This window comes from Azospirillum sp. TSO35-2 (genome assembly GCF_003116095.1).
In the GTDB taxonomy this organism is placed as follows: Bacteria; Pseudomonadota; Alphaproteobacteria; order Azospirillales; family Azospirillaceae; genus Azospirillum.
Genome location: NZ_LGRA01000008.1, coordinates 220,712 through 241,441, shown reverse-complemented (window position 1 = coordinate 241,441; position 20,730 = coordinate 220,712). Strand labels below are relative to the sequence as shown.

15 protein-coding genes and 2 pseudogenes are annotated in these 20,730 nt (G+C 65.0%); 10 read left to right on the top strand and 7 right to left on the bottom strand.

Features of this window, described 5'->3' with window-relative positions; all coding sequences use genetic code 11:
• Window positions 1–714: 714 nt before the first annotated feature.
• From TSO352_RS02570 to TSO352_RS02530, 9 genes are all read left to right on the top strand, one after another.
• Window positions 715–1,428 (top strand): GntR family transcriptional regulator, encoded by a 714-nt coding sequence (locus TSO352_RS02570; RefSeq protein ID WP_109105818.1) that lies wholly within the window; start codon window positions 715–717, stop codon window positions 1,426–1,428.
• On the top strand, window positions 1,425–2,336 hold the full coding sequence (locus tag TSO352_RS02565; RefSeq protein WP_109105817.1) for a dihydrodipicolinate synthase family protein: 912 nt from the start codon (window positions 1,425–1,427) through the stop codon (window positions 2,334–2,336). Before TSO352_RS02570 ends, TSO352_RS02565 begins: the two co-directional genes overlap by 4 nt.
• Window positions 2,329–3,846 carry an aldehyde dehydrogenase gene (locus TSO352_RS02560; RefSeq protein ID WP_109105816.1) on the top strand — a complete coding sequence of 506 codons (1,518 nt, stop codon included), beginning with the start codon at window positions 2,329–2,331 and terminating at the stop codon, window positions 3,844–3,846. The genes TSO352_RS02565 and TSO352_RS02560 overlap by 8 nt, the downstream gene beginning before the upstream one ends.
• The gene (locus tag TSO352_RS02555; protein ID WP_109105815.1) at window positions 3,843–5,189 is read left to right on the top strand and encodes an FAD-binding oxidoreductase; all 1,347 of its coding nucleotides are present in this window, start codon (window positions 3,843–3,845) and stop codon (window positions 5,187–5,189) included. Before TSO352_RS02560 ends, TSO352_RS02555 begins: the two co-directional genes overlap by 4 nt.
• An 88-nt stretch (window positions 5,190–5,277) precedes the next feature.
• Window positions 5,278–6,129 (top strand): glycine betaine ABC transporter substrate-binding protein, encoded by an 852-nt coding sequence (locus TSO352_RS02550; RefSeq protein ID WP_109105814.1) that lies wholly within the window; start codon window positions 5,278–5,280, stop codon window positions 6,127–6,129.
• 108 nt (window positions 6,130–6,237) lie between these two features.
• The gene (locus TSO352_RS02545) at window positions 6,238–7,323 is read left to right on the top strand and encodes a betaine/proline/choline family ABC transporter ATP-binding protein (RefSeq protein ID WP_109105813.1); all 1,086 of its coding nucleotides are present in this window, start codon (window positions 6,238–6,240) and stop codon (window positions 7,321–7,323) included.
• A 40-nt stretch (window positions 7,324–7,363) separates the two neighbouring features.
• Window positions 7,364–8,236, top strand: a complete 873-nt coding sequence (locus TSO352_RS02540; RefSeq protein WP_109105812.1) for an ABC transporter permease subunit — start codon at window positions 7,364–7,366, stop codon at window positions 8,234–8,236.
• Complete coding sequence (locus tag TSO352_RS02535; RefSeq protein WP_109105811.1) at window positions 8,233–9,081, top strand: ABC transporter permease subunit; 849 nt, start codon at window positions 8,233–8,235, stop codon at window positions 9,079–9,081. Before TSO352_RS02540 ends, TSO352_RS02535 begins: the two co-directional genes overlap by 4 nt.
• A 227-nt stretch (window positions 9,082–9,308) precedes the next feature.
• A complete protein-coding gene (locus TSO352_RS02530) occupies window positions 9,309–10,307 on the top strand; it encodes a 4-hydroxyproline epimerase (protein ID WP_109105810.1) in 999 nt (332 codons plus the stop codon).
• A gap of 558 nt (window positions 10,308–10,865) precedes the next feature.
• On the opposite strand, the gene TSO352_RS02525 is transcribed toward TSO352_RS02530, so the two are convergent.
• A protein-coding gene (locus TSO352_RS02525; RefSeq protein ID WP_199231460.1) for an IS630 family transposase occupies window positions 10,866–11,926 on the bottom strand; the annotation gives its coding sequence in 2 pieces (ribosomal slippage) (window positions 10,866–11,434 and window positions 11,434–11,926; 1,062 coding nt in all).
• 155 nt (window positions 11,927–12,081) lie between these two features.
• Here TSO352_RS02525 and TSO352_RS34350 point away from each other — a divergent pair.
• Window positions 12,082–12,234 (top strand): annotated as a pseudogene (locus tag TSO352_RS34350) (IS3 family transposase); the annotation flags it as partial.
• A gap of 40 nt (window positions 12,235–12,274) precedes the next feature.
• On the opposite strand, the gene TSO352_RS02520 reads toward TSO352_RS34350, so the two are convergent.
• From TSO352_RS02520 to TSO352_RS33770, 6 genes and pseudogenes are all read right to left on the bottom strand, one after another.
• Window positions 12,275–15,499 carry a helicase-related protein gene (locus tag TSO352_RS02520; RefSeq protein WP_109105809.1) on the bottom strand — a complete coding sequence of 1,075 codons (3,225 nt, stop codon included), beginning with the start codon at window positions 15,497–15,499 and terminating at the stop codon, window positions 12,275–12,277.
• On the bottom strand, window positions 15,496–17,286 hold the full coding sequence (locus TSO352_RS02515; protein ID WP_109105808.1) for a phospholipase D family protein: 1,791 nt from the start codon (window positions 17,284–17,286) through the stop codon (window positions 15,496–15,498). The genes TSO352_RS02520 and TSO352_RS02515 overlap by 4 nt, the downstream gene beginning before the upstream one ends.
• Window positions 17,279–18,535, bottom strand: a complete 1,257-nt coding sequence (locus tag TSO352_RS02510) for a DUF6361 family protein (RefSeq protein WP_109105807.1) — start codon at window positions 18,533–18,535, stop codon at window positions 17,279–17,281. The genes TSO352_RS02515 and TSO352_RS02510 overlap by 8 nt, the downstream gene beginning before the upstream one ends.
• A 3-nt stretch (window positions 18,536–18,538) precedes the next feature.
• Window positions 18,539–19,471 carry a hypothetical protein gene (locus TSO352_RS02505; protein WP_146210696.1) on the bottom strand — a complete coding sequence of 311 codons (933 nt, stop codon included), beginning with the start codon at window positions 19,469–19,471 and terminating at the stop codon, window positions 18,539–18,541.
• Entirely contained in the window at window positions 19,468–20,241 is a 774-nt protein-coding gene (locus TSO352_RS02500) for a ubiquinol-cytochrome C chaperone family protein (RefSeq protein ID WP_158284507.1), read from the bottom strand. The genes TSO352_RS02505 and TSO352_RS02500 overlap by 4 nt, the downstream gene beginning before the upstream one ends.
• A 324-nt stretch (window positions 20,242–20,565) precedes the next feature.
• A pseudogene (locus TSO352_RS33770) lies at window positions 20,566–20,730 on the bottom strand (IS630 family transposase); the annotation flags it as partial.

The following is a 20,730-nucleotide window of genomic DNA, read 5'->3' as shown; positions in this document are numbered from 1 at the left end:
CGGTGGCGGGCCGACGCTTCGAAGGTCGCCAGCGCGGTCAGGGAGGGCAGCCGATAGAATCGTGACGTCATCTGAAGCCGTTCCCAACCCTGCGGAGTAACGATGACACGGGACGCCCGGCGGCCTCGACTATCGCACAGGGCCGGCCACGGTTCAAACTGGGCGCCGTTAAGACCAGACCATGGCGGAGTCCTGCAAATCGTGTGGCCGGACCGTTCAAGACGATGATCCTGCCGGTCGATGGGAAAGCCCGCCCATCGGGACTTCGTGCCAGCGTCGAGGAGTGATCGCCGATGTCGCACGGTATGCAGTTTCTGGTGGCCGGCGATGACCATGACGAACCGGCCATGCCCTGTCACGCCCAGCGTGCATGTCGAGATGACGCGCCCTGGAACACGGGCCATGACACGCCCGGAAAAGCGGTGCGGGAGAACGGCGACGGGATGACGGCCGGCTTCAGGACAGCCGGTCCGGGTCGGAGCGCGGTCTGGAAGCGAGGGAGCAAGTCATTGTCATGTAACGGAAAATTTCTTTCGACGCCCAGGGCAGGGTGGTAAGTGGGCTGACCTTCCCGGTTTTGTATCTCAGCAGAATTTAAAATGTGTACACAAAAAATACAAAACTGCTTGATGTGGATCGGTCAAAGGGCTAACATTCCGTTCATCAACTTTCTAAAGTCCGGCTCCGGCTTACCAAGCAAACCAGGAGTGGCAGTTGAAGAACGCGAAAACCAGCCTCTATGACGATCTGAAGCGCCAAATCCTGACGATGGAATTGGAACCAGACGAGGATTTGGATGAAGTGGTCCTGAGTGAAAGCTATGGGCTTTCCCGGACACCGATCCGGGAGATTTTTCGCCGGCTTGCCGGCGAGGGATACATCGACATTCGGGAAAACAGGGGCGCGCGGGTCGCCCCGATGAATTACTCGACCTTGAGGAATTTCTTTCTGGCCGCACCGATGATCTATGCCGCCATCGGCCGGCTGGCGGTTCAGAACCACAAGCCCAGGCAACTGTCGGATTTGGAAGCGACGCAGGAGCGTTTCCGGACCGCCAGCCAGCAGGGCGATACGATGTCGATGGTGATCGAAAACAATAGGTTCCACGAGATCATGGGCGAGATGTCGGGGAATGTTTATCTCCAGCCCAGCCTGAACAGACTTCTGATAGATCACGCCCGGATTGGCCAGACATTCTTCAATCCGCGGAACGACGATATGAAGGGCAAGATCGATCTGGCCGTAAATCAGCACGACAGATTCATTCAAGAAATTTCTGCTCATAATGAGGCTGGTGTCGTCAATTTGGTCTTCGAGCATTGGGAGTTGTCCCGTGAGACCATGGAAATGTTTATTGCGCCAGAAGGAATGAAAGCGGACACGCCTTTTGAAAATAATTCTGCGCTCGCAATGGAGAGATCGCCGTGAGATTCGAAGGTATTTACACACCTGCCGTGACGCCTCTGGCTCCCGACGGCCAGATCGACAAGAAGGCCTTCGCCGCCATCCTGGAATACCTGATCGAATCCGGCGTTCACGGCATCATCATCGGCGGATCGACCGGTGAGTATTACGCGCACACGCCGCAGGAGCGTTTTGATCTGGCAGCTTATGCCAAGCAGGTGATCGGCGGGCGGTTGCCGCTGATCGTCGGCACCGGGGCGACGCGGACCGAAGACGCCATCGAATACGCCAAAGCCGCCAAGGCCATCGCCGCAGACGCCATTCTGGTGACGACGCCCCCTTACGCCTTGCCGACCGAGCAGGAAAACGCGCTGCATGCAATCGCCATCGACCGTGCCGCCGGGCTGCCGATCATGCTCTACAATTATCCCGGCCGCATGGGCGTTTCGATGGGCGAGGAGTATCTCGCCCGTGTCTCGCGGCTGAAGAACGTCGTGGCGATCAAGGAAAGCTCCGGCGAGATGGGGCGCGTCCATCTGCTGGCGAGGCAGTTCCCCCAGATCCAGATGTCCTGCGGCTGGGACGACCAGGCGCTGGAATTCTTCGCCTGGGGTGCGCGGAGCTGGGTGTGCGCCGGGTCGAACTTCCTCCCCCGCGAGCATGTGGCGCTCTATGAGGCGTGCGTCGTCGAGAAGAACTTCGACAAGGGCCGCCGGATCATGTCGGCGATGATGCCGCTGATGAATTTCCTCGACGGCGGCAAGTTCGTCCAATCGATCAAATATGGCTGCGAACTCAACGGGTTCGAGGTCGGCTCGGTCAGGTCCCCACTGCGTCCGCTCAACGCCGACGATAAGCGCGGGCTGCGCACTGTCGTCAACACCCTGAAACGCAGCATCGCGCAAGTTGCCCTGGAGGCCGAGTATGTCTGATCTCCTGTCTGCGGCCGATTACGCGTCGATTGCCGAAACCATGTCCTTTCCGCAGAACGCCTTCGTCGATGGCCGGTTCCGTCCGGCGGCTTCCGGAAAGACCTTCAAGACCTTCAATCCCGCCACCGGCAAGCTGCTGACCGAAGTGGCCGCCTGCGACGCCGCGGACGTGGATTATGCCGTCGCCAAGGCCAAGGAGGCCTTCGACGACGGGCGCTGGCGCCAGCTGTCGCCCGGGGAACGCAAGGCCATCCTGCTGAAATTCGCCAAGCTGCTGGAGCGCAACAGCGCCGAGCTGGCGGTGATGGAAAGCCTCGACAGCGGCAAGCCGGTCAGCGAATGCCACACCGTCGATGTCCCGGACACCATCCATACGATCCGCTGGCATGCCGAGCTGATCGACAAGATCTACGACAACACCGCACCGGTGGCGTCGAACGCCGTGGCGCTGGTCGTCCGCGAACCGATCGGTGTCGTCGGTCTGGTGCTGCCCTGGAACTTCCCGCTGCTGATGCTGGCGTGGAAGATCGGCCCGGCGCTGGCCGCCGGCTGCTCGCTGGTGGTCAAGCCGGCCGAGCAGACCTCGCTGACGGCGCTACGGGTCGCCGAGCTGGCGCATGAGGCGGGGATCCCGGCCGGCGTGCTGAACGTCGTCACCGGCACCGGCAAGGAGGCCGGCGAACCCATCGGCATGCATATGGACGTGGCGATGGTCAGCTTCACCGGCTCGACCGCCACCGGACGGCGCTTCCTGCGCTATGCCGCCGACTCCAACCTGAAGCGCATCGTGCTGGAATGCGGCGGCAAGAACCCGGCGGTCGTGCTGGGCGACGTCGACAATCTCGACGCGGTGGCCGAACAGGTGGTCAACGGCGCCTTCTGGAACATGGGCGAGAACTGCTCGGCGACCTCGCGCCTGATCGTCCATGCGTCGGTCAAGGACGAGTTGCTGAAGCGGATCGCCTCCTGCATCCGCGAATGGCGGATGGGCGATCCGCTCGACCCGGCCAACCGCGTCGGTGCGCTGGTCAGCCCGGAGCATTTCAAGAAGGTCAAATCCTACATCGATCAGGTCGGCGCCGGCCGCGAGGCCGTCCTGGTCGGCGGGACGACGCAGGACGACGTCTTCGTCGAGCCGACCGTGGTCGACAACGTCTCCGCCGAAAGCCGCCTGTTCCAGGAGGAGATCTTCGGGCCGGTGCTGTCGGTGACCGGCTTCAACACGCTGTCCGAGGCGATCTCGCTGGCCAACGACACGCCCTATGGGCTGGCGGCGTCGGTCTACACCGGCAACCTGCGCCATGCCTTCCTGCTGGCGCGTGAAATCCGGGCGGGAGTGGTCACCGTCAACTGCTTCGGCGAGGGCGACGCCTCCACCCCGTTCGGCGGCTACAAGGAGTCCGGTTTCGGCGGGCGCGACAAGTCGATGTGGGCGCACGACCAGTATACCGAACTGAAGACCATCTGGATCGATCTGACCGACCGGTCCCCGGATACGATACTGCAATGAGCGGGCACATCGTCCGGCGCCTGCCCGCCGAAACCGGCGTTTCGGGATGGGAGGCGATCAGCAGCCGCGGCTTTCCAGTGCGGGAACTCGACGGCGATCTCCGCGCCGACTGGCTGATCGTCGGCGCCGGCTTCGCCGGACTGTCGGCGGCGCGCCGGCTGGCCCAGCTGCGGCCGGGAGAGCGGGTGATCGTCCTCGATGCGCAGGAGGTGGCGAAGGGTGCGGCCGGGCGCAATTCCGGCTTCATGATCGACGTGCCGCACAATTTGTCCTCCGGCGATTATTCGGTCGGCGACGCGGCCTCCACGACCCTGGAGATCGGGCAGAACCGCCTTGCCATCGCCTTTGCCGCCGAGGCCGCCGCCGAATACGGCATGGAGCCGACAAGTTTCGACCCTTGCGGCAAGATCAACGCCGCCGCCAGCGAGCGCGGGCAGAAGGCCAACCGAAACTTCCGGGATTCGCTCCAGCGCATCGGCGAGCGGTACGAGGAACTGGACGCCGACCAGATGCGGGACATCACCGGATCCCGCTACTATCTGGGCGGTGTCTATACCCCCGGTGCGGTGCTGATCCAGCCGGCGGAGTATATCCGGGCGCTGGCGGCCGGGCTGCGGCCGGCCACGGAGATCTACGAGAATTCGCCGGTGCGCGAACTCAAGCGGCGGGGCGGCGACTGGGTCGCCACCTCCAACCGCGGGACGGTGACGGCGCCCCGGGTGATCCTGGCGGTCAATGGCCATATCCAGAGCTTCGGCCATTTCAGCGGCCGCCTGATGCACATCTTCACCTATGCGTCGATGACGGCGGCCTTCTCGCAGAACGAATACAGCCGCCAGATGAGCGGGGCGGAGCGCTGGGCGCTGCTTCCGGCCGATCCGATGGGGGCGACGGTGCGCAAGATCAGCGCCCACGGCCTGTCGCGCGTCGTCATCCGCACCCGCTTCACCTACGACCCCGGCCTGACGGTGTCCGAGGCGCGGGTCGCCGGCATCGCCGCGCAGCAGCGGCGGTCGTTCGACGCCCGTTTCCCCGAACTTTCCGGCGTGCCGATGGAGTACAGCTGGGCCGGGGCTTTGTGCCTCAGCCGGAACCACGCGCCGGCCTTCGGCGAGATCGAGCCCGGCCTCTATTCCGCCTGCTGCGAGAATGGTCTCGGCACCGTCAAGAGCACGTTGGCGGGCATGATGGTCGCCGAACTGGCGACCGGCACCGGCGGCGATACCCTGGCGACGTATCGGAACCATCCGAAACCGAGCCTGATACCGCCCGAACCCTTGTCGTGGATCGGGATCAACTCCGTCATCCGGTGGCAGGAAATGCGCGCAGGACGGGAAGCGTAAAGAAAAGCTTGTGACGGCGACGGGACCGTTCCCCCGCGCTCCAAAAGTGCAATCCGAAGCAAAATCAAAACTCGAACAGGAGGTCATCATGAAAGCGATCTGGAAAACCCTGTGCGCCGTGGCGATGGTCGGCATGTCGATCATGCCGGCCCAGGCGGCCGACAAGGCGATCAAGATGGGGACTCTCGGCTGGGAGGATCTGACCCCGATCACCGGCATCACCAAGAAGGTGCTGGAGGATGCCGGCTTCAGCGTCAAGGTGACCGAATTCTCGGAATGGGGCATCGCCTATGCCGCGCTGACCAAGGGCGACATCGAGGTGCTCGCCTCACAGACCGACTATGTCGCCCAGGATTACTGGGACAAGAACAAGAACCGTCTGGAGAAGATCTCGCCCGTTTCGCACGGTCTCTATCAGGGCATCGCCGTTCCCAAATATGTCGCCGTCGACAGCCTGGACCAGCTGAACGCCAACGCCGACAAGTTCGGCAACAAGATCATCGGCATCGAACCCGGTTCGGGCCTGATGCGCGACGCCTCCAACGCGGTGAAGGCCTATGGCCTCAAGCTGCAACTGGTCGAAGGCAGCACCTCGGCGATGACGGCCGCGCTGAAGTCGGCGTTCGACCGCAAGGAGCCGATTGCCGTGACGATCTGGGAGCCGTCCTGGATGGCCCAGAAGTTCGACATGAAGTATCTCGCCGACCCGAAGGCCGTGTTCCCGCCGCCGCAGGGCTATTACTGGATCGGCCGCAAGGGCTTCTCCGAACAGAACCCGCAAGCCCGTGAAGTGATGGCCAGCGTCTATGTCCCGCTCGCCGACATCACCGCCATCAACGGCGCCGTGAAGGACGGCAAGACGATGGACCAAGCCGTCAAGGAATGGACCGACAGCCATGGCGACCTGATCAAGCGCTGGGGGAACATCAAGAAGTACTGATCTTCGAAATCCGCGGCGCCCGCCGGTTCGGCCGGTGGGTGCCGCGGGCCTGAACGTTATGCCGGATGCGGGCGTCAGCGCGGCATCTGTTGAGGAGGGTAGGGCGAGATGACGACCGTCAGCAGCAGCGAGGTCCTGATCGACTGTCAGTCTGTCTGGAAGGTTTTCGGCGACAATGCTCCCGCCGCCATCAAGGCGATTTCCGAACGCGGCCTGACCAAGACGGCGGTTCTTCAGGAGTTCAATTGCGTCGTCGGTGTTTCAGAGGCCAGCCTCCAGGTCAGGCGCGGCGAAATCTTCTGCATCATGGGCCTTTCGGGAAGCGGCAAGTCGACCCTGATCCGCCTTCTGAACCGGCTGATCATGCCGAGCCTGGGCAAGGTGATCGTCAAGGGCCGCGACATCGCGACCCTGAACGCGGCGGAACTCCGCCAGATGCGCGCCCGCCACATCGGCATGGTGTTCCAGAGCGTCGCCCTGCTGCCGCACCGCACGGTGCTGGAGAATGCGGCCTTCGGGCTGGAGGTGCAGGGCATTCCGGCGGCGGAGCGGAACCGCACGGCGGAACGGGCGCTGGCCAAGGTCGGCCTGTCCGACTGGCTGAAGCGCTATCCCGGCGAGTTGTCCGGCGGCATGCAGCAGCGCGTCGGTCTGGCCCGCGCCATCGCCTCCGATCCCGAAATCATTCTGATGGACGAGCCGTTCAGCGCGCTCGATCCGCTGATCCGCCGGCAGTTGCAGGACGAGTTCCGCCAACTGACCAAGGATCTTGGCAAGTCGGCGGTGTTCATCACCCATGACCTCGACGAGGCCATCCGCATCGGCGACCGGATCGCCATCATGAAGGACGGGTTGATCATTCAGGTCGGCACGGCGGAGGAGATCATCCTCAGGCCGGCCGATCCCTATGTCGCGCAGTTCGTCGCCGGCATCTCGCGCCTGCATCTGGTCAAGGCCCATTCGGTGATGATCCCGGTCGCGGAGTTCCAGCGGACCAGCCCGAACATCGACATCCTCTCGCTTCTGCGCACCAATCCGGAAGCGGACATCGACGAGCTGATCACCCTCACCATGATGTCGGACCGCGATGCCGTGGCCGTGGTCGACGACGACGCCATCGTCGGCATCGTGACGACCCGCGGCCTGCTGCGCAGCGTGTCGGACGGCCACACGGCCGAGCTGGCTCCGGCCTGAGGCGGCGTGATCTCAACCATCTGGTAGGGGAGTTCCTGCGATGGAGGGGCTTGGTTTTGCCGGAGCGTTCGCCGGGGCATTCGACGACATCGTCGATTCCGGCCTCGGCTGGCTCGGCGACAATGCGGGTGCGCTGTTCGATTTCGTGCGGGCGGTGCTCGAAGGGTTCTACGGCGCGGTGTTCTGGGTCCTGAGCATCCCGCCTTTCTATGCGATCGCGGTCGCCTTCGCGCTGATCGGCTGGCGCGTCGTCGGCCTGCGCTTCGGCGTGCTGGCGGGGGCGGCGCTGGTCGGTTGCTCCCTGATGGGGCTGTGGCCGGAGACGATGAGCACGCTGGCGCTGGTCATCTCGTCGACCATCATCGCCCTGATCGTTGCCATTCCGGCGGGGGTGCTGACCGGCTTCGCGCCGAAGGTCGACCGCTCGCTGGAGCCGGTGCTCGATCTGGTGCAGACGCTGCCGCCCTACATCTACCTGCTGCCGGGGATCGCGCTGCTCGGCTACGGCCCGGCCACCGCGCTGGCGGCGACCGTCGTCGTCGCGGTTCCGCCGGCCTTCCGGCTGACGGCGCTGGGGATCCGCCTGACGCCGAACGAGTTCCTCGAACTCGGCCAGTCGACCGGCATGACGAACTGGCAGATGTTCGCCAAGATCCGCCTGCCCTTCGCGGTGCCCAGCATCATGGCCGGCATCAACCAGAGCCTGATGATGGCCTTCGGCATGGTGGTGATCGCCGGCATCGTCGGGTCGGGCGGACTGGGCGAGACCATCTACAAGGCGGTCCGCACGCTCGACATCGCCAAGTCGATCGACGGCGCCATCGCCATCGTCATCCTGACCATCGTTCTGGATCGACTGACCCAAGGTGCGGCCCGGCTGGGGTCCCAGACGGGACATGGAGGCGGAAAATGAACGGCAACGTCATCATTTCACCGGGCGCGTGGCTGGCACCGGCGGTCGATTGGTTGAACATGAATTTCCGGCCGCTCTTCGCCTTCATTGGCCTTGTCATCGAATCCACGCTGGGCGGCATCAACGCGCTGCTGCTGTCCATGCCGCCCTATGCGCTGGTCGCCCTGTCGGTGGTCTTCGCGTTGCTGCTCGCCAACCGCAGGATCGCGGTGCTGGTCGCCGCCGCCATGGGCTTCTGCTACATCGCCGGGCTGTGGCAGGCGACCGTCCAGACGGTGACGCTGGTCACCATCTCCGTCGTCATCTCGGTCGCCATCGCCTTTCCCCTGGGTGTCGTCGCCTCGCGGGTGAGGATGGTGGAAGCGGGATTGCGCCCGGTGCTGGACGTGATGCAGACGGTGCCGCCCTGGGTCTATCTGATCCCCGCCGTCATCGTCTTCAGCCTGGGCAGCGTGCCGGCGATCATCGCGACGGTCATCTACGGCGTGCCGCCGATGCTGCGGCTGACCACCCTGGCCTTCAAGCAGGTGCCGAAGGATCTGCTGGAGCTTGGGCAGGCCATCGGTGCGACGCGGCAGGCCATCCTGGTCAAGATCGAGCTGCCGGCCGCCATGCCGACGCTTCTGGTCGGGCTCAACCAATGCATCCTGCTGTCTCTGGCGATGGTGGTGCTCGCCGGGCTGGTCGGTGCCGGCGGCCTGGGTGCGGAGGTGACGAGGGGCCTGACGCGGATGGAGATGGGGGTTGGCTTGCGGGCCGGTCTGGCCATCGTCGCCGTCGCCATCGTGCTCGACCGGCTGTCGCGCGGCGCCATCCTGCGGCATCGGACGGCGAAGGCCGGCTGAGCGGGGCCATCATCTCAAGCACCCATCATCTCAAGGATGGATGCCGAACCATGATTGCCGAAATCGCGCTGGAGGCGGGCTTTTTCGATTGCGCCCGTCTGTCCCGGCAGTTCCGCATCGCTTTCGGCATCCCGCCATCCTCGCTTCGGTGAGGGATCCAGGCGCGGTCATGACAGTGCCGACTGCCCAATCGCGGTTGAGCGAACCCTTTCCCCCGGAGCACAGGCATGAAGCACACCTTCTTCTGCATAGACTCGCATGCATGCGGGAATCCGGTCCGCGTCGTTGCCGGCGGCGGGCCGCTTCTTCCGCATCTGCCGATTTCCGAGCGTCGGGAGATTTTCCTGCGTGACCATGACTGGATCCGCAGGGCGCTGATGTTCGAGCCGCGCGGTCACGACATCATGTCCGGCGCTATCATCTATCCGCCCTATCGGCAAGATTGCGACGCCGCGGTGCTGTTCATCGAGGTCAGCGGCTGTCTTCCCATGTGCGGCGCCGGAACCATCGGTCTATGCACGGTCCTGCTGGAAGAGGGGCTGGTCACGCCGCAGATTCCGGGCCAGCTGTCGCTGGAGACACCGGCCGGCAAGGTCGTCGTCGATTATGAGCGGAAGGACGGCTTTGTGGACAGTGTCCGCCTGTTCAATGTTCCCAGCTATCTGCACAGCGCCGATGTGGAAGTTGATGTTCCCGGCGTCGGGCGGCTGGTCGTGGATATATCCTATGGCGGCAATTACTACGCGGTCGTCGAACCGCAGGAGAATTGGGCCGGACTGCATGGCATGGTCGCCGGCGACATCGTCTCCCTCAGCCAGCGGCTGCGGTCGGCACTTTCCACTGTCAGCAATCCGGCTCATCCGGAGGACCCGGCGATCTCAGGGGTGCATCACGTGATCTGGTGCGACCGCTCCGAAAGTGAGGGGGTGGGCGGCTGTGGCGCCGTCTTTTATGGCGACAAGGCGATCGACCGCTCGCCCGGCGGGACGGGAACCTCGGCCAGACTGGCGCAGCTGTATGGAAAAGGACGGCTGAAGGTCGGCGACCACTACCGAAACGAAAGCCTGATCGGAACAGTCTTCGACGGACGGATCGAAGCGGCCTGCAAGGTCGGTCACTATGACGGCATTCTGCCGAGCATCGGCGGCTGGGCACGGATCACCGGGCACAACACGATTTTCGTGGATAATCGGGACCCTCTGGCTCACGGGTTTCAGATCCGGTGAGAGATATGACGCCGGTCGCCGGTTGATAGCTTGTCAACTTTACAGCGCAAAGCGCAGGTTCGGTAGAGGCCAAATCCTGCCCCTGCAACCAACCATTTCCGAACGCACCTACGCCCGAAGGCCGGCCACTTCCGCAGCGCCGGTCTTCGTTGTTTTTTGGGGCCGGCCCAAGGCTGGGCTGCCCACAAGATCGCCCTCCGGCGCGATCTCGATGCCGCGGGTCCCGGCACAGTGTTGAATCGCACCGCCACCCGCTCGATTAGCGGGCGCAGCCGGTCGCGTGCTTCGATCCGGTGACCCGGGTTCTCCAGCGTCGCTGCCAGGTAACCGATCCGTTCCCTTCATCGAGAAATGGTACGAAGAAAAGAAAGAACCCTACACCAAAGCCTAACCGTAGCTTTCTCGCTGTAATCCGCCGAAGTTATGTCTGTGAATTAATGTCCCGAGTTTTGGTAGGTGAAAACATCGGCCAAAAGTTTGGCCTCCACCGTTTTTGCCTTCCATGCACGCAGTTCTGTATCCGTGAAGATCGGATCGTTTAATACCAAGTCTCGCAGATCATGACCGATGAGCCCAATCGCGCAGCCCAATGGACATAATGGTCCAGGGCTGCTCGACGAGGGTGTTCCAGGCGAAGCAGCAGTGATCGAGGATGTCCTGGTAGGAGGCGAAGACCCGGTTGGAGATCCAGTTGTCGCGCATGTACTGCCAGATGTTCTCCACCGGGTTCAGCTCGGGTGACTTCGGCGGCAACGGCAGCAGGGTGATGTTGGCGGGGATCGGCAGCTTGGCCGAGGTGTGCCAGCCCGCCTGGTCGAGCAGCACGACGGCATGCGCGCCGGGGGCTACGGCGCGCGCGATCTCCTCCAGGTGCAGCGCCATCGCCTCGCTCGTGCAGCGCGGCAGCACCAGAGCCGCGCCCTTGCCCTGGGCCGGACAGATCGCGCCGAACAGATAGGCCGAGCGCGTGCGCTGATCGTGTGGCGCCGCCGGCCGGCTGCCGCGGCGTGCCCAGCGGCGAGTGATCTTGTTCTTCTGGCCGATGCGGGCCTCGTCCTGCCACCAGATCTCTATGGGCTTGCCGGCAGCCTCGTGCGCCGCGACCTGCGCCAGCAAGGTGGGGAAGTTTTTTTGAACGCCTCGGCGGCGTCGGGATCCTTGGCGTGGTGGCGGGGACGGGCCGAGAGCTTGCGCAAGCCCAGAGCGCGCAGTTCCCGGCTCAGCGTCTGCTTCGACACCGAGACGCGGAACTCCTCCCACAGCCAGTGCAGCAGATCGGCGATCCGCCAGCGTACCACCCCGTGCACCGCCGGGATCGGCCCCGCCTCGACAATCTGGCGCAGTGCCGTCCGGTGATGCTCCGCCAGACGCGGCTGCGGGCCTGGCGCCTTGCCGGTCAATAGGCCCGCCGGCCCTACATCATTGAAGCGTAGGACCCAGTCGCGCACCGTCTGCAAGCCGACCCCGCCGACCGCCGCCGCGACTGAGCGCGGCTCTCCCTCGTAGATCGCCGCCAGGGCGAGCAGCCGGCGGACTTGGCCGGGATCGTGAGAGGAACGGGCAAGCCGGCGCAAAGCGGCGGCATCGTAATCGCTGCGCAGCGGAACCGGAGCGGCCATGGCGGACCTCGTCGCTGTGGTCCCTCCGGTGAATCACACCATCCGGCTCAGTGGGAATCGCCGCATGAGTCGTACTCCGCAGGACTTGGTATTAATCCTGGCTTGGTTGCCCGCTTTATCCGATCATGTCCCCGAGGCATGGTGTGTGAGGAACACCGCGGCGCAGCCCGCAAGCCGTCGAGTTCGCCACCCTGGAATGAGTGGACTGGTCCAGCCACCTGTGCCTCCTCGAACCCATCGGTACCTTCTTCCCGAAGGCCGAGGCACTTTACGACGCTCAAGCCAAGGGTGCCGCCATGGCGGCGTGACTCAAGCCAAATGGCTTCTGGAAACCCCGGTGCGGTCCAGTCAGCCGATCGTCTCATCCTGAGCAATGCCGTCCGCGTCGACGGGCATTGCGGGTGGGCTGAGATCGATCCGCCAAGCGCGCGCCTGTTCCTCGGTAATCCCGCGTCGTTCCAAGGCTACGAGAAGGTCCTCCTGCCGCGGCTGCCCGAGGACCAGACGGTAAAGCGCGACGCGCCGAAGCAGGCGGGGCAGCCGCTCCGTCTCCTGGCTGAATGCGGGCATGGGGACCCGGCGCACCACCTTCACCGGTTCGTCGCAAGCCTCGAAAATCCAGCGGGGGGCAAGCTCATGCTCGCTCCAGCCCTCGGCGAGCGTGAACAGGTTCTCCCAGGGATCCCCGGCAGCACCTTGGGGCATATCCCGCAGTTTCGCCAAGCCGAGTCCCTTGGCGATGTTCAAGCGCACCGCATGCCCCTTGTAGCGGTGGACCCGTCCTTCCCGCTGCTCGAGTTCCACGGGGCCGCGGGGCAGGTTCCAGTGGTGGACGACGTGGCACCAGGGGTGGAAATCGAGACCCTCCTGGCCCACGCTCGTCGATGCCAAGACGAAGGGGCGGAAAGGAGAGTTGAAGGCCGCCCGGATGGCGTCGAGACGGGTGACGGTGCCGTCCTCCTCCTTGACCTCGGCGAAGCGCATCGCGTGGCGCCCGCGCATGCGCGCGGCTCCCGCCCCGTCTGGCTTCGGTTTCCCGAAGCAGGAGCGCCGCGGCTTCAACCCCGTGATCGCAGTACCGGCACTGCGCAGGCGCATCGGTGCGGACAGGGTACGGCTTGCCCTGTCCAGCATGTCGTCCGGCGCAACCTGATGGAGGGACAGCCCGTCCGCTTCGAGATGGGCCTGCTCGTCCAGAACGGACTGGAGATTGCCCGCAAGCGCATAGAGGAGCGCCTGACGCCAGTAGGGGACGTCGGGTCGATCGGCGGGCTGGTCGGATGAATGCGACAGCAGGACGGCGAGTGTTGCTTCGGGCTGGTTGAACAGGGCCTGAAACCCGCGCGCGAGCCGGAAGGCCGCCCGTCGCAGCACGGCATCGCCGGAGGGCGCGGGCAGCGCGCGGCGCAGCGCGCGCAGAGCGCAGATCCCGGGAGAGGCAAGGGTTATCTCGGCAAGAACCTCGGCCAAATCATGGGGGGGCGGCCCGAGCGTCACCGAACCATCGACCAACCCGAGGATCACCTGCCGGATCCCGTCCCCATCCCATGCGCCCTTGCCCGCTTCGGGCGTCTCCTCCACCCCCTGGCTGAAGCAGTCCACGGACGCGAGCCATGTTCTCACATCGGCCTTGCGGTCGAGCAGGATCGGCGCCGCCCAGTACCAGCGCTTGTCCCCCGTCGCCCTTTTGGAGGCCGGGCTTTTCGCCGGCAGGTCGGCCAGCGCCCGACCGATGACGCGCTTGGCGCGCGCGAGCGCCAACCGCGGCGGGACGGCGCGCCCCTTGTCCACCGCCATGGCGAGCGGATCGATCAGGTCCGCCAGCCGGGCCGACGGGTAAAGGAGGGCCAGAGCCGCGAGATCCTGGCGGACGGAGCCGGTCTCTCCCTCGCTGCCGGCTTCCAGCCTCAGCCGGTCTCCGAGCGTTGGATAGGAGGCGAAGGTGATTGGGGCTTTCTTGCGTTTCCCCTGGGCGGGAAGGTCATTGACCGCCGTCACCAGGCGTCTTTCGACCTCGTAGGAGGTCAGGGCCGCGATGGCCTCGGGGGCAAGCTGCCACTCGGAGAAGACCAGCGTCTTCAGCTGATTCCCGGCTCCGGAGAATGGCCCGCCCGGCACGGTGTAGGGAAGCGACGGAGGAATCCACAGGAGCCGCTCTGCCCCCTTGGGCAAGGCGCGCCGGATCAGATCGCGCAGCCGGGCGTTGGGCACCGCGAGGTCCTCGTGTTTCACCACGCGGTCCGGGGCGATGATCAAGCCGTGGCGCCGGGCTTGAGCTTCGACGCGTTGGCGCTCCTTTTCGGGCAGGTTCAGCGCCTTGCGTTTGAGATCGTAACCCCGCATGAACTCCAGCATGTAGGGGGCGGACTTCCAGTACTCCGTCGTGTCATGCGACTTGAGCTTGCGGGCGAGCCGGCGGGCGGCGATGCCGCCTTCCAGGTCGCTGGCCGTTACCGGCAGGGGAACCGGGTCGTTGACGACCATCGCGTCGCAAGCTCTGGTCATTCCGACGCGTTCGGTGCGCACCATGACGGTGCGCAGAATCGACTGGATGCGGTCGCGGGTCGCCAGGATTTCGGCTTCGCGGGAGGCCCCGGCCATCAGCAGGCGCGAATACAAGGCGATCTCGTGCTCCAGTTCCGCCTCACGCCGGGGATCGCCAGTGAGAAATCGGAACAGCGCCGTCAGGTCGGCATGAGGCTTCTCGCCGGGCAGATCGGCCGTGCCGGGCATCCGGTAGGGCGTGGCGGACAGTAGCAGCACGCGGCGGTGCTTGTACCTGCGCCCGAACACCTCCTGCGCCAGTGCGGCGGCCAGGGATTTCCCCGATTCCTGAAGCAGTTCCGGAAAGCGCTGGAACTCATCGAGGATCACCAGGCCGCGCCGGGCGAGGGTGCGTGCGCCCGCCCTCGCGAGTTCCGTGCGCAGGCGCCCGATCAGCGTGCGCCGCCGGCTCCGGAACGCCCGATCGTCCTTTGCCGCCGCTGTGCCCGCGGCGCACGCCCTGATCTCCTCGAGAAGATCGGCGTCCCTCTCGACCGCGGCACGGAACTCGTGGCTGATCGTGGCGTCGACGTCCTTCTTCTTCACCGCGTCGAGCGCCCGCTTCCAGGACACCGGCGTCACGATGCGCAGGGTATCCTCCAGCCCTGGCGGATGCAGCCAGGGCTGGAGCAGCGTCCAGATCAGCGCACGCTCCTCGATCTGCCCCTGGCTTCTGGTGATGGTGAACGAGGTGCCTGGCGTCAGGGCGATGAAGCGGACCCGACTCCCTGGGTTCCGGAAGGCCAGGAGGGTCAGCCGGGTGGAGATGATGGGGGCCGTGTGCCACCGTCCGGTCAGCTTCTCCAGGTTCTGGCTGGCGATGGTCCGGTTCGAGCAGAGATAGACGACATCGGCCTTCCCTCCCGCGAGATGGTCGAGCGTGAGCGCCACGATCTCCCGCGCCACCACGGTCTTCCCCAGGCCGACCTCGTCGGCAATCAGGAAACGGTACGCCGGATCCGGATCGGTCCAGAGGCGCCGGAAAGCGAACTCAGCCGTCCTCCTTTGAAAGGGCGCGGCCGGCTTCATCGGCGCGCTCCGGAATGTATGGCGGCCGCACGCCTCAACCGTTTCCAGAGGGTGCGGAAATCGTCCGGAACGCTGTTCGAGGTGCGCAACAGGTCGTCGATGGTTGTGCCCAGTTCCTCCAGACGATACGGCTCGTCGGCCGCACAGCGGACGAGCGCTTCGAGGATGGCCGGCTGCGCTGGCCGGCCGGCCCCCGCGCGGGGGGACGGTCCGTCGCCGCTTCCCCCCGGTTCCACCCCCAGACCCACGGAGTCGCCCAGAAGCATGCGGATGAAGTCCAGAACGCTGTCCTCAGTGGGGAGAATGCGGGCGGTAACAGCCTGACGGCGCACATCTTCATCCAGGCCTTCCACTGGAAGGTTGAGGGCGAAGGTCTCGGTCCCGCCCGGCACCGTGGACTGGAAGCTGATGAAGCCGGAGACCTCCGACAGATCCAGCGCACTCGTAAATAGGGCTGGTCGACCATCCATCAACGCATCAAGACAGGCGGTGCCGTCCGCCACCGTCCGTGTCACGGGCCAGAAACGGAGATCCGGCAAGCAAATGGAAACGGATGGTGCGAGCCGCTTGCTTGCGCAAAGAGCCAAGGCCACGGTGTCGTCCGGCTGGACGTGGCACACCACGGTCAGGCCGGCATCGATAAGTTGCCGGCGACCTATGCGGGTGTCCCGCCCGGCGCCGGCCGCAGCCGCCTGTGCCGGGTCGGGTTCGTAGTCCATGAGTACCGTGGATAGGTTGGGATCCTGGACCATCCCCATGACCCCGGACGTCAGCGCCGCCGTGCAGTCGAACTCCGCCATGACCTCAACGTTTGTTCCGTCGAGCGCCGGTACCGTCGCGTTGGCGGAACCGACTGCGATGCGGCTGCGCCGCCGCTCATCCCAGACATAGATCTTCGCATGGATGCCGCCCCCCGGCAGCGGCGGCGCGTCGCCGGTCTCCTCCGGGGCGGCAAGGACGCAAGTCCTTTCGAACGCATCGCCGCACGTCGCGCCCACGGCATCGAGAGAATCCGGCCGCGAGACCAGCAACACGCCGCGTTCGGTCCTCGTCCGCAAGCGCCGCAAGGCCTCGATATGCAGGAAGGGGGAGAACACGGCGAGCCGGTCGCTGGGTGGAGGGCTCCAGCTCTGCCCCAGGCCGGACACGTGGAGCACCGGGTTAGACAAACCCGGTGGCGCACGCCAGACCGTCCGCTCCGCGCAGCCGGCAAGATTCCTCAGGAAGGCCTGCCTCGGCGCGGAAAGAGTGGTACGGCAAAGACCGGGCAACCGGCGCAGCAGGCCTGGAACCGCCGTATCCGTTCCCGGTCCCTTGCCCGGCTGGCCCTCGAGCACGGCGCACACGTCCCATGAGCGATCCTTGGTCAGATTACGGCTGAGGACCGCCAGCCGCAGACGTTCCATGCCGTCATCCCGTGAAACGAAGCGCAGCAGCCAGAGCTTCGGGTGGAAGGCCCCGCCCCCGGGCGCGCGCACCTCCCGGACGATCGCTTCCGCGTCGAGGACCAGGGACGGCACCGCCTGCTCACCCTGGTGGATCCGGCTTTCCTGGCAGAACACCAGAAGCTGGTCGAAAACACGGCGCACGGCGGCAAGAAGGCGCGGGGCACTCGCCGGCATGCCAGCCCCTTCCTCCTCGTTTATCACGTCCAGAAGCGCGGCGGGGATCGACAGGAGGGTCGGGAGGGCCACCGAGTAGGTGCAGAGGATGCCCCCCGCAAACCGGTGACCGGGCGGCGGCCGGAAGACGTCGTGCATCGACAGCCGCGTTCCGGGCTCAAGCATCACGTTCCTCCGCCAAGTCGTTGAGGTAGGAGCGCGCAATGGTCCAGCGGTATTCGAGCCTGCCCCCGGCCTGGAACCGCCACCGTTTGCGCGCCGCCTCGCTGTAGAAGCGGGAGGTTCCGAGATGGCGCTTAAGCTGCTCCTCCCTCCTTCGTATCAGGTCGCAGGCGGCCGGATTCTTCTCCACCTTCCCACCGTCGCGCACGGCCTCGATCCACCGCCTGACGAACAGGATCGTGCGGTTGTCGATTGTGTGGTGAAGCCGTCCGGCGAGCTGGGCAATCTCGCCCATACCGGCCGAGACGACGTCCAGATCCACGGGCGTCACGTCGCGTGCCCAATCCTCCAGCTTTTTTCGATAGTCGAGAACGTGCCGCTCGGCATCGGCGCCGTCCTCCATCCGCAGGCGGCTGAGGAGGCAATTGTACAGGAGCGTCGCACCGTACATGACCCGGGAAAACGCCGCGGCGAAATCCAGATAGTGCCGTGTCTGGGCAGGCAGGCGGCGCTTCAGCGGGTGCCGCCACGGGAAAGACGCGTTCGTTGGCGCCTTCAGTTCGCAGAAATGGGTGAAGAGGTTGTGCTCCAGGCCCCAACCGTCGCGGGCAGCGACGGCGGTCGAGAGTCGGCCCTTCAAGTAGATGCGCTCCCCGTCCGGCAGGTTGAAATCCAGCCCCTCGATATTGGGGAAGCCGTCCGGCATGGGAGGAAGGTCGAAGGCGAAGCCCGGAACCCGGGAGCCCTGCCCGGGCTCCTCGGCAGGGGGGGCGTCGGATGCCCTCCGCTCCTCCACATGACGCGCCCAACGCGCCGTCGATCCGGGAAGCGTCACGATGCCAAGGGTTCGCAGACCGCTCCAATAGATGGAACTGGGCATCGTCAACAGGTCGGCGCCCTTCTGCAGCCCGATGACGCCGGCCCCTTCGCCAAGCGGCGCCAGCGTGTCGATGAGGCGCACCTCGTTTTCGCGCAAGGCGCTCGACACCGACCGTTTGCGGCCTCGGGCTGCTGCCTCGCAGCACCAAGCGACGAACAGGAAGTACCGCAGCCGTCGCTGGATCGTGCTGGTGCCTGGAAAGAACAGGTCCGAAAGCGTGTCGCGCACGCTTCCAAGGCCGAGCTCATCACGGGCATCCCGGCCGCGCAGAGCGGCGAGGGCGTCGCGGGCAGCCTTTTCGTGGGCCTCGTCATAATCGAGCCAGCCCAGAAATCTGAGGCCGTCTCTCGCAGGAGGAGCGGACTCCGTCATGTCTCACGTCGGCGAGAGAAGGATGATCGGCGCCTGGGTGACATCAGAGCCGATGCGTTCCCAAGACCGCAGGTCGAGGCCGCGGTCCCGGCAGAACCCGATCTCGGCGGCATAACCGCTGATCTGGTCGCCGTCCGCGACCAGCGCACCGGATGCCGCGCGCAACGGCCCGCGGGCGGCGGTCGGCAACGACAGCAGAATCTTGGGATTGTCGAAGGTACGCATCGGGTCCAGGAATCGTTCGCGCAGGCTTCGGGCGTTGCGCTCGACGCCCGACATCGTGTCGGATGCCGCGCCCGGACCGAGCAGGAGCCAGTCGCACCGCGCCTTCGCCAGTCCAGCCAACGCATGCTGGCGGAAGAAGCCCGCGAAGACCTCGGCGTTCCGGTGGGCGACCTCCTTCGTCAGCATCAGGTCCATGAGCATCCGGTACTGGTTCTGCGAATGGACGATCTGGCCCCGCGCCTGTTCGAGCGCGGAGAGGCGATCGTGCGCCTGGGCCCAGGCGGCGTTCTCCAGGGCGGACGCGAGGGCGGCTGCCCGTTCCGTGTCGCGGACGGTGTTCATCCACTGGACATCGTCCTGCAGATCCCTCATTGCCTCCAATATCTCGCCGACGGCCCGCTCGATGCGGTTCAAACGGTGAGCGATCATCCCGAAGCCGGCGACCGTCACGCCCAGCGTCAGCACCTGCAAGCCCGACACCATGCCCAGCCCTTGGGAGATGGCGTTCAGCTGGTCGGTCATGCCCGGCGGCATCGGAGCGCCGGTTTCCAGGATCCGGCGCAATTCGCCGGATTCCCGAAGCATGTAGCGGATTTTCCCCTCGGCATCGCGGATGACCCCGCCAAGGCGCCTCCATTCCCCGGACGCGAGACGCTCCGCGATATCCGCCGGAATCCGGAGGGTGATTGTGACATTGTCCAAGGGCGTCATCTCACGCCCCCGACGGCTTCGGCGGCAAGGGCCTCGTACAGTCTCTTCTGCCGCAGATAGCCGACGTGCAGCACGCAAGGAATGGTCACGCGGTATGCCGGACCCGCCAAGTCCACGGCCGTCCAGACGCCGGTCACCGCCCAGCCGATGGGTCCGGCGAACAGCCCGAGGGTTCGGCTCAGCGTGGCGTTTGCGGCAAAAGTTAGTCCGCGTCCGAGGATCTGCCTAGCCACCGCGTTGGCGACGATGATCGCCATGCGGTACATGAGGAAGCCGGTCAGCCGCACGCCGGCCTGCGCCATGATGACGGTGATCGGCGCTGCGGCGCTGAAGGAGCGGCCGTCATGGCCAGCCTTGCGAAGCTCCTCACAGAACGCCTCGCGGTCCTTTGGATCCATCCGCTCCCAGGCGTCCGAGAAGATCTTTGTGATGGCTTTGCGCTCCAATTCGGCGACTGGTTCGCCTTCACCAACCTTAACGCCGATCTGCGAGCAGACATCCGCGACGACCTCCGCGTATTCGGGTCCACCTCCACGGAACAAGTTGGCGATGCTGTTGCCTCCAAACGACCGGATTTCGTTGCCGATTAGATCGGCATACCAGCTGTGCTTTGGATTGTGCTGCTTATAAATGGCCTCAATTGACAGCATTTCGGTGGCCGCGTTGAGGATGTAGTCGACTAGGGGGGCGAGCTCTTCGTCGGTGGAGGCCTGAAGCAGCGGATACAGTTCGCCATTCTCAATCCGCTTCAATTGATCGGCAGTCGCCACCACACATCCCCCCATCTAATGACCCTTGCTCTGCGCTTGGCATGGAACGACCAGCACAGCCGTTGGAAGCCGCCGAAAGACCTGAAGCGCGCCTCCAGCCAAAATGCGCTGCATCCATCCCTCAAGAGTTGCATAATTTATCATAGCTTGTAAAGTCAATTTGTGTATCCCCTTTTTGTATTTTTTAGAGCGTCTGCCAAAGGAAGAAGTGGCAACAGCGCCGCCGCCATCGGCAACTGCGTGCATCTGCAGCCGTTCTACAGCACGATTGGACGCCCTTAGATCAACCCAGAACTGATTGTCCGGATGTTCATCATCGGGTACTGCTTGGTTGTCCAGGATCACATGCGCCACCTTGCCGACCGGCACCGCCGCTTCGACGGCGTTGAGAAAGCAGATGATCTCCTGATGGCGGTGCCGCGCGGCGCACTGGTCAAGCATGGTGCCGTCCAGCACGTTCAGTGCTGCGAACAGCGTCGTCGGGCCATG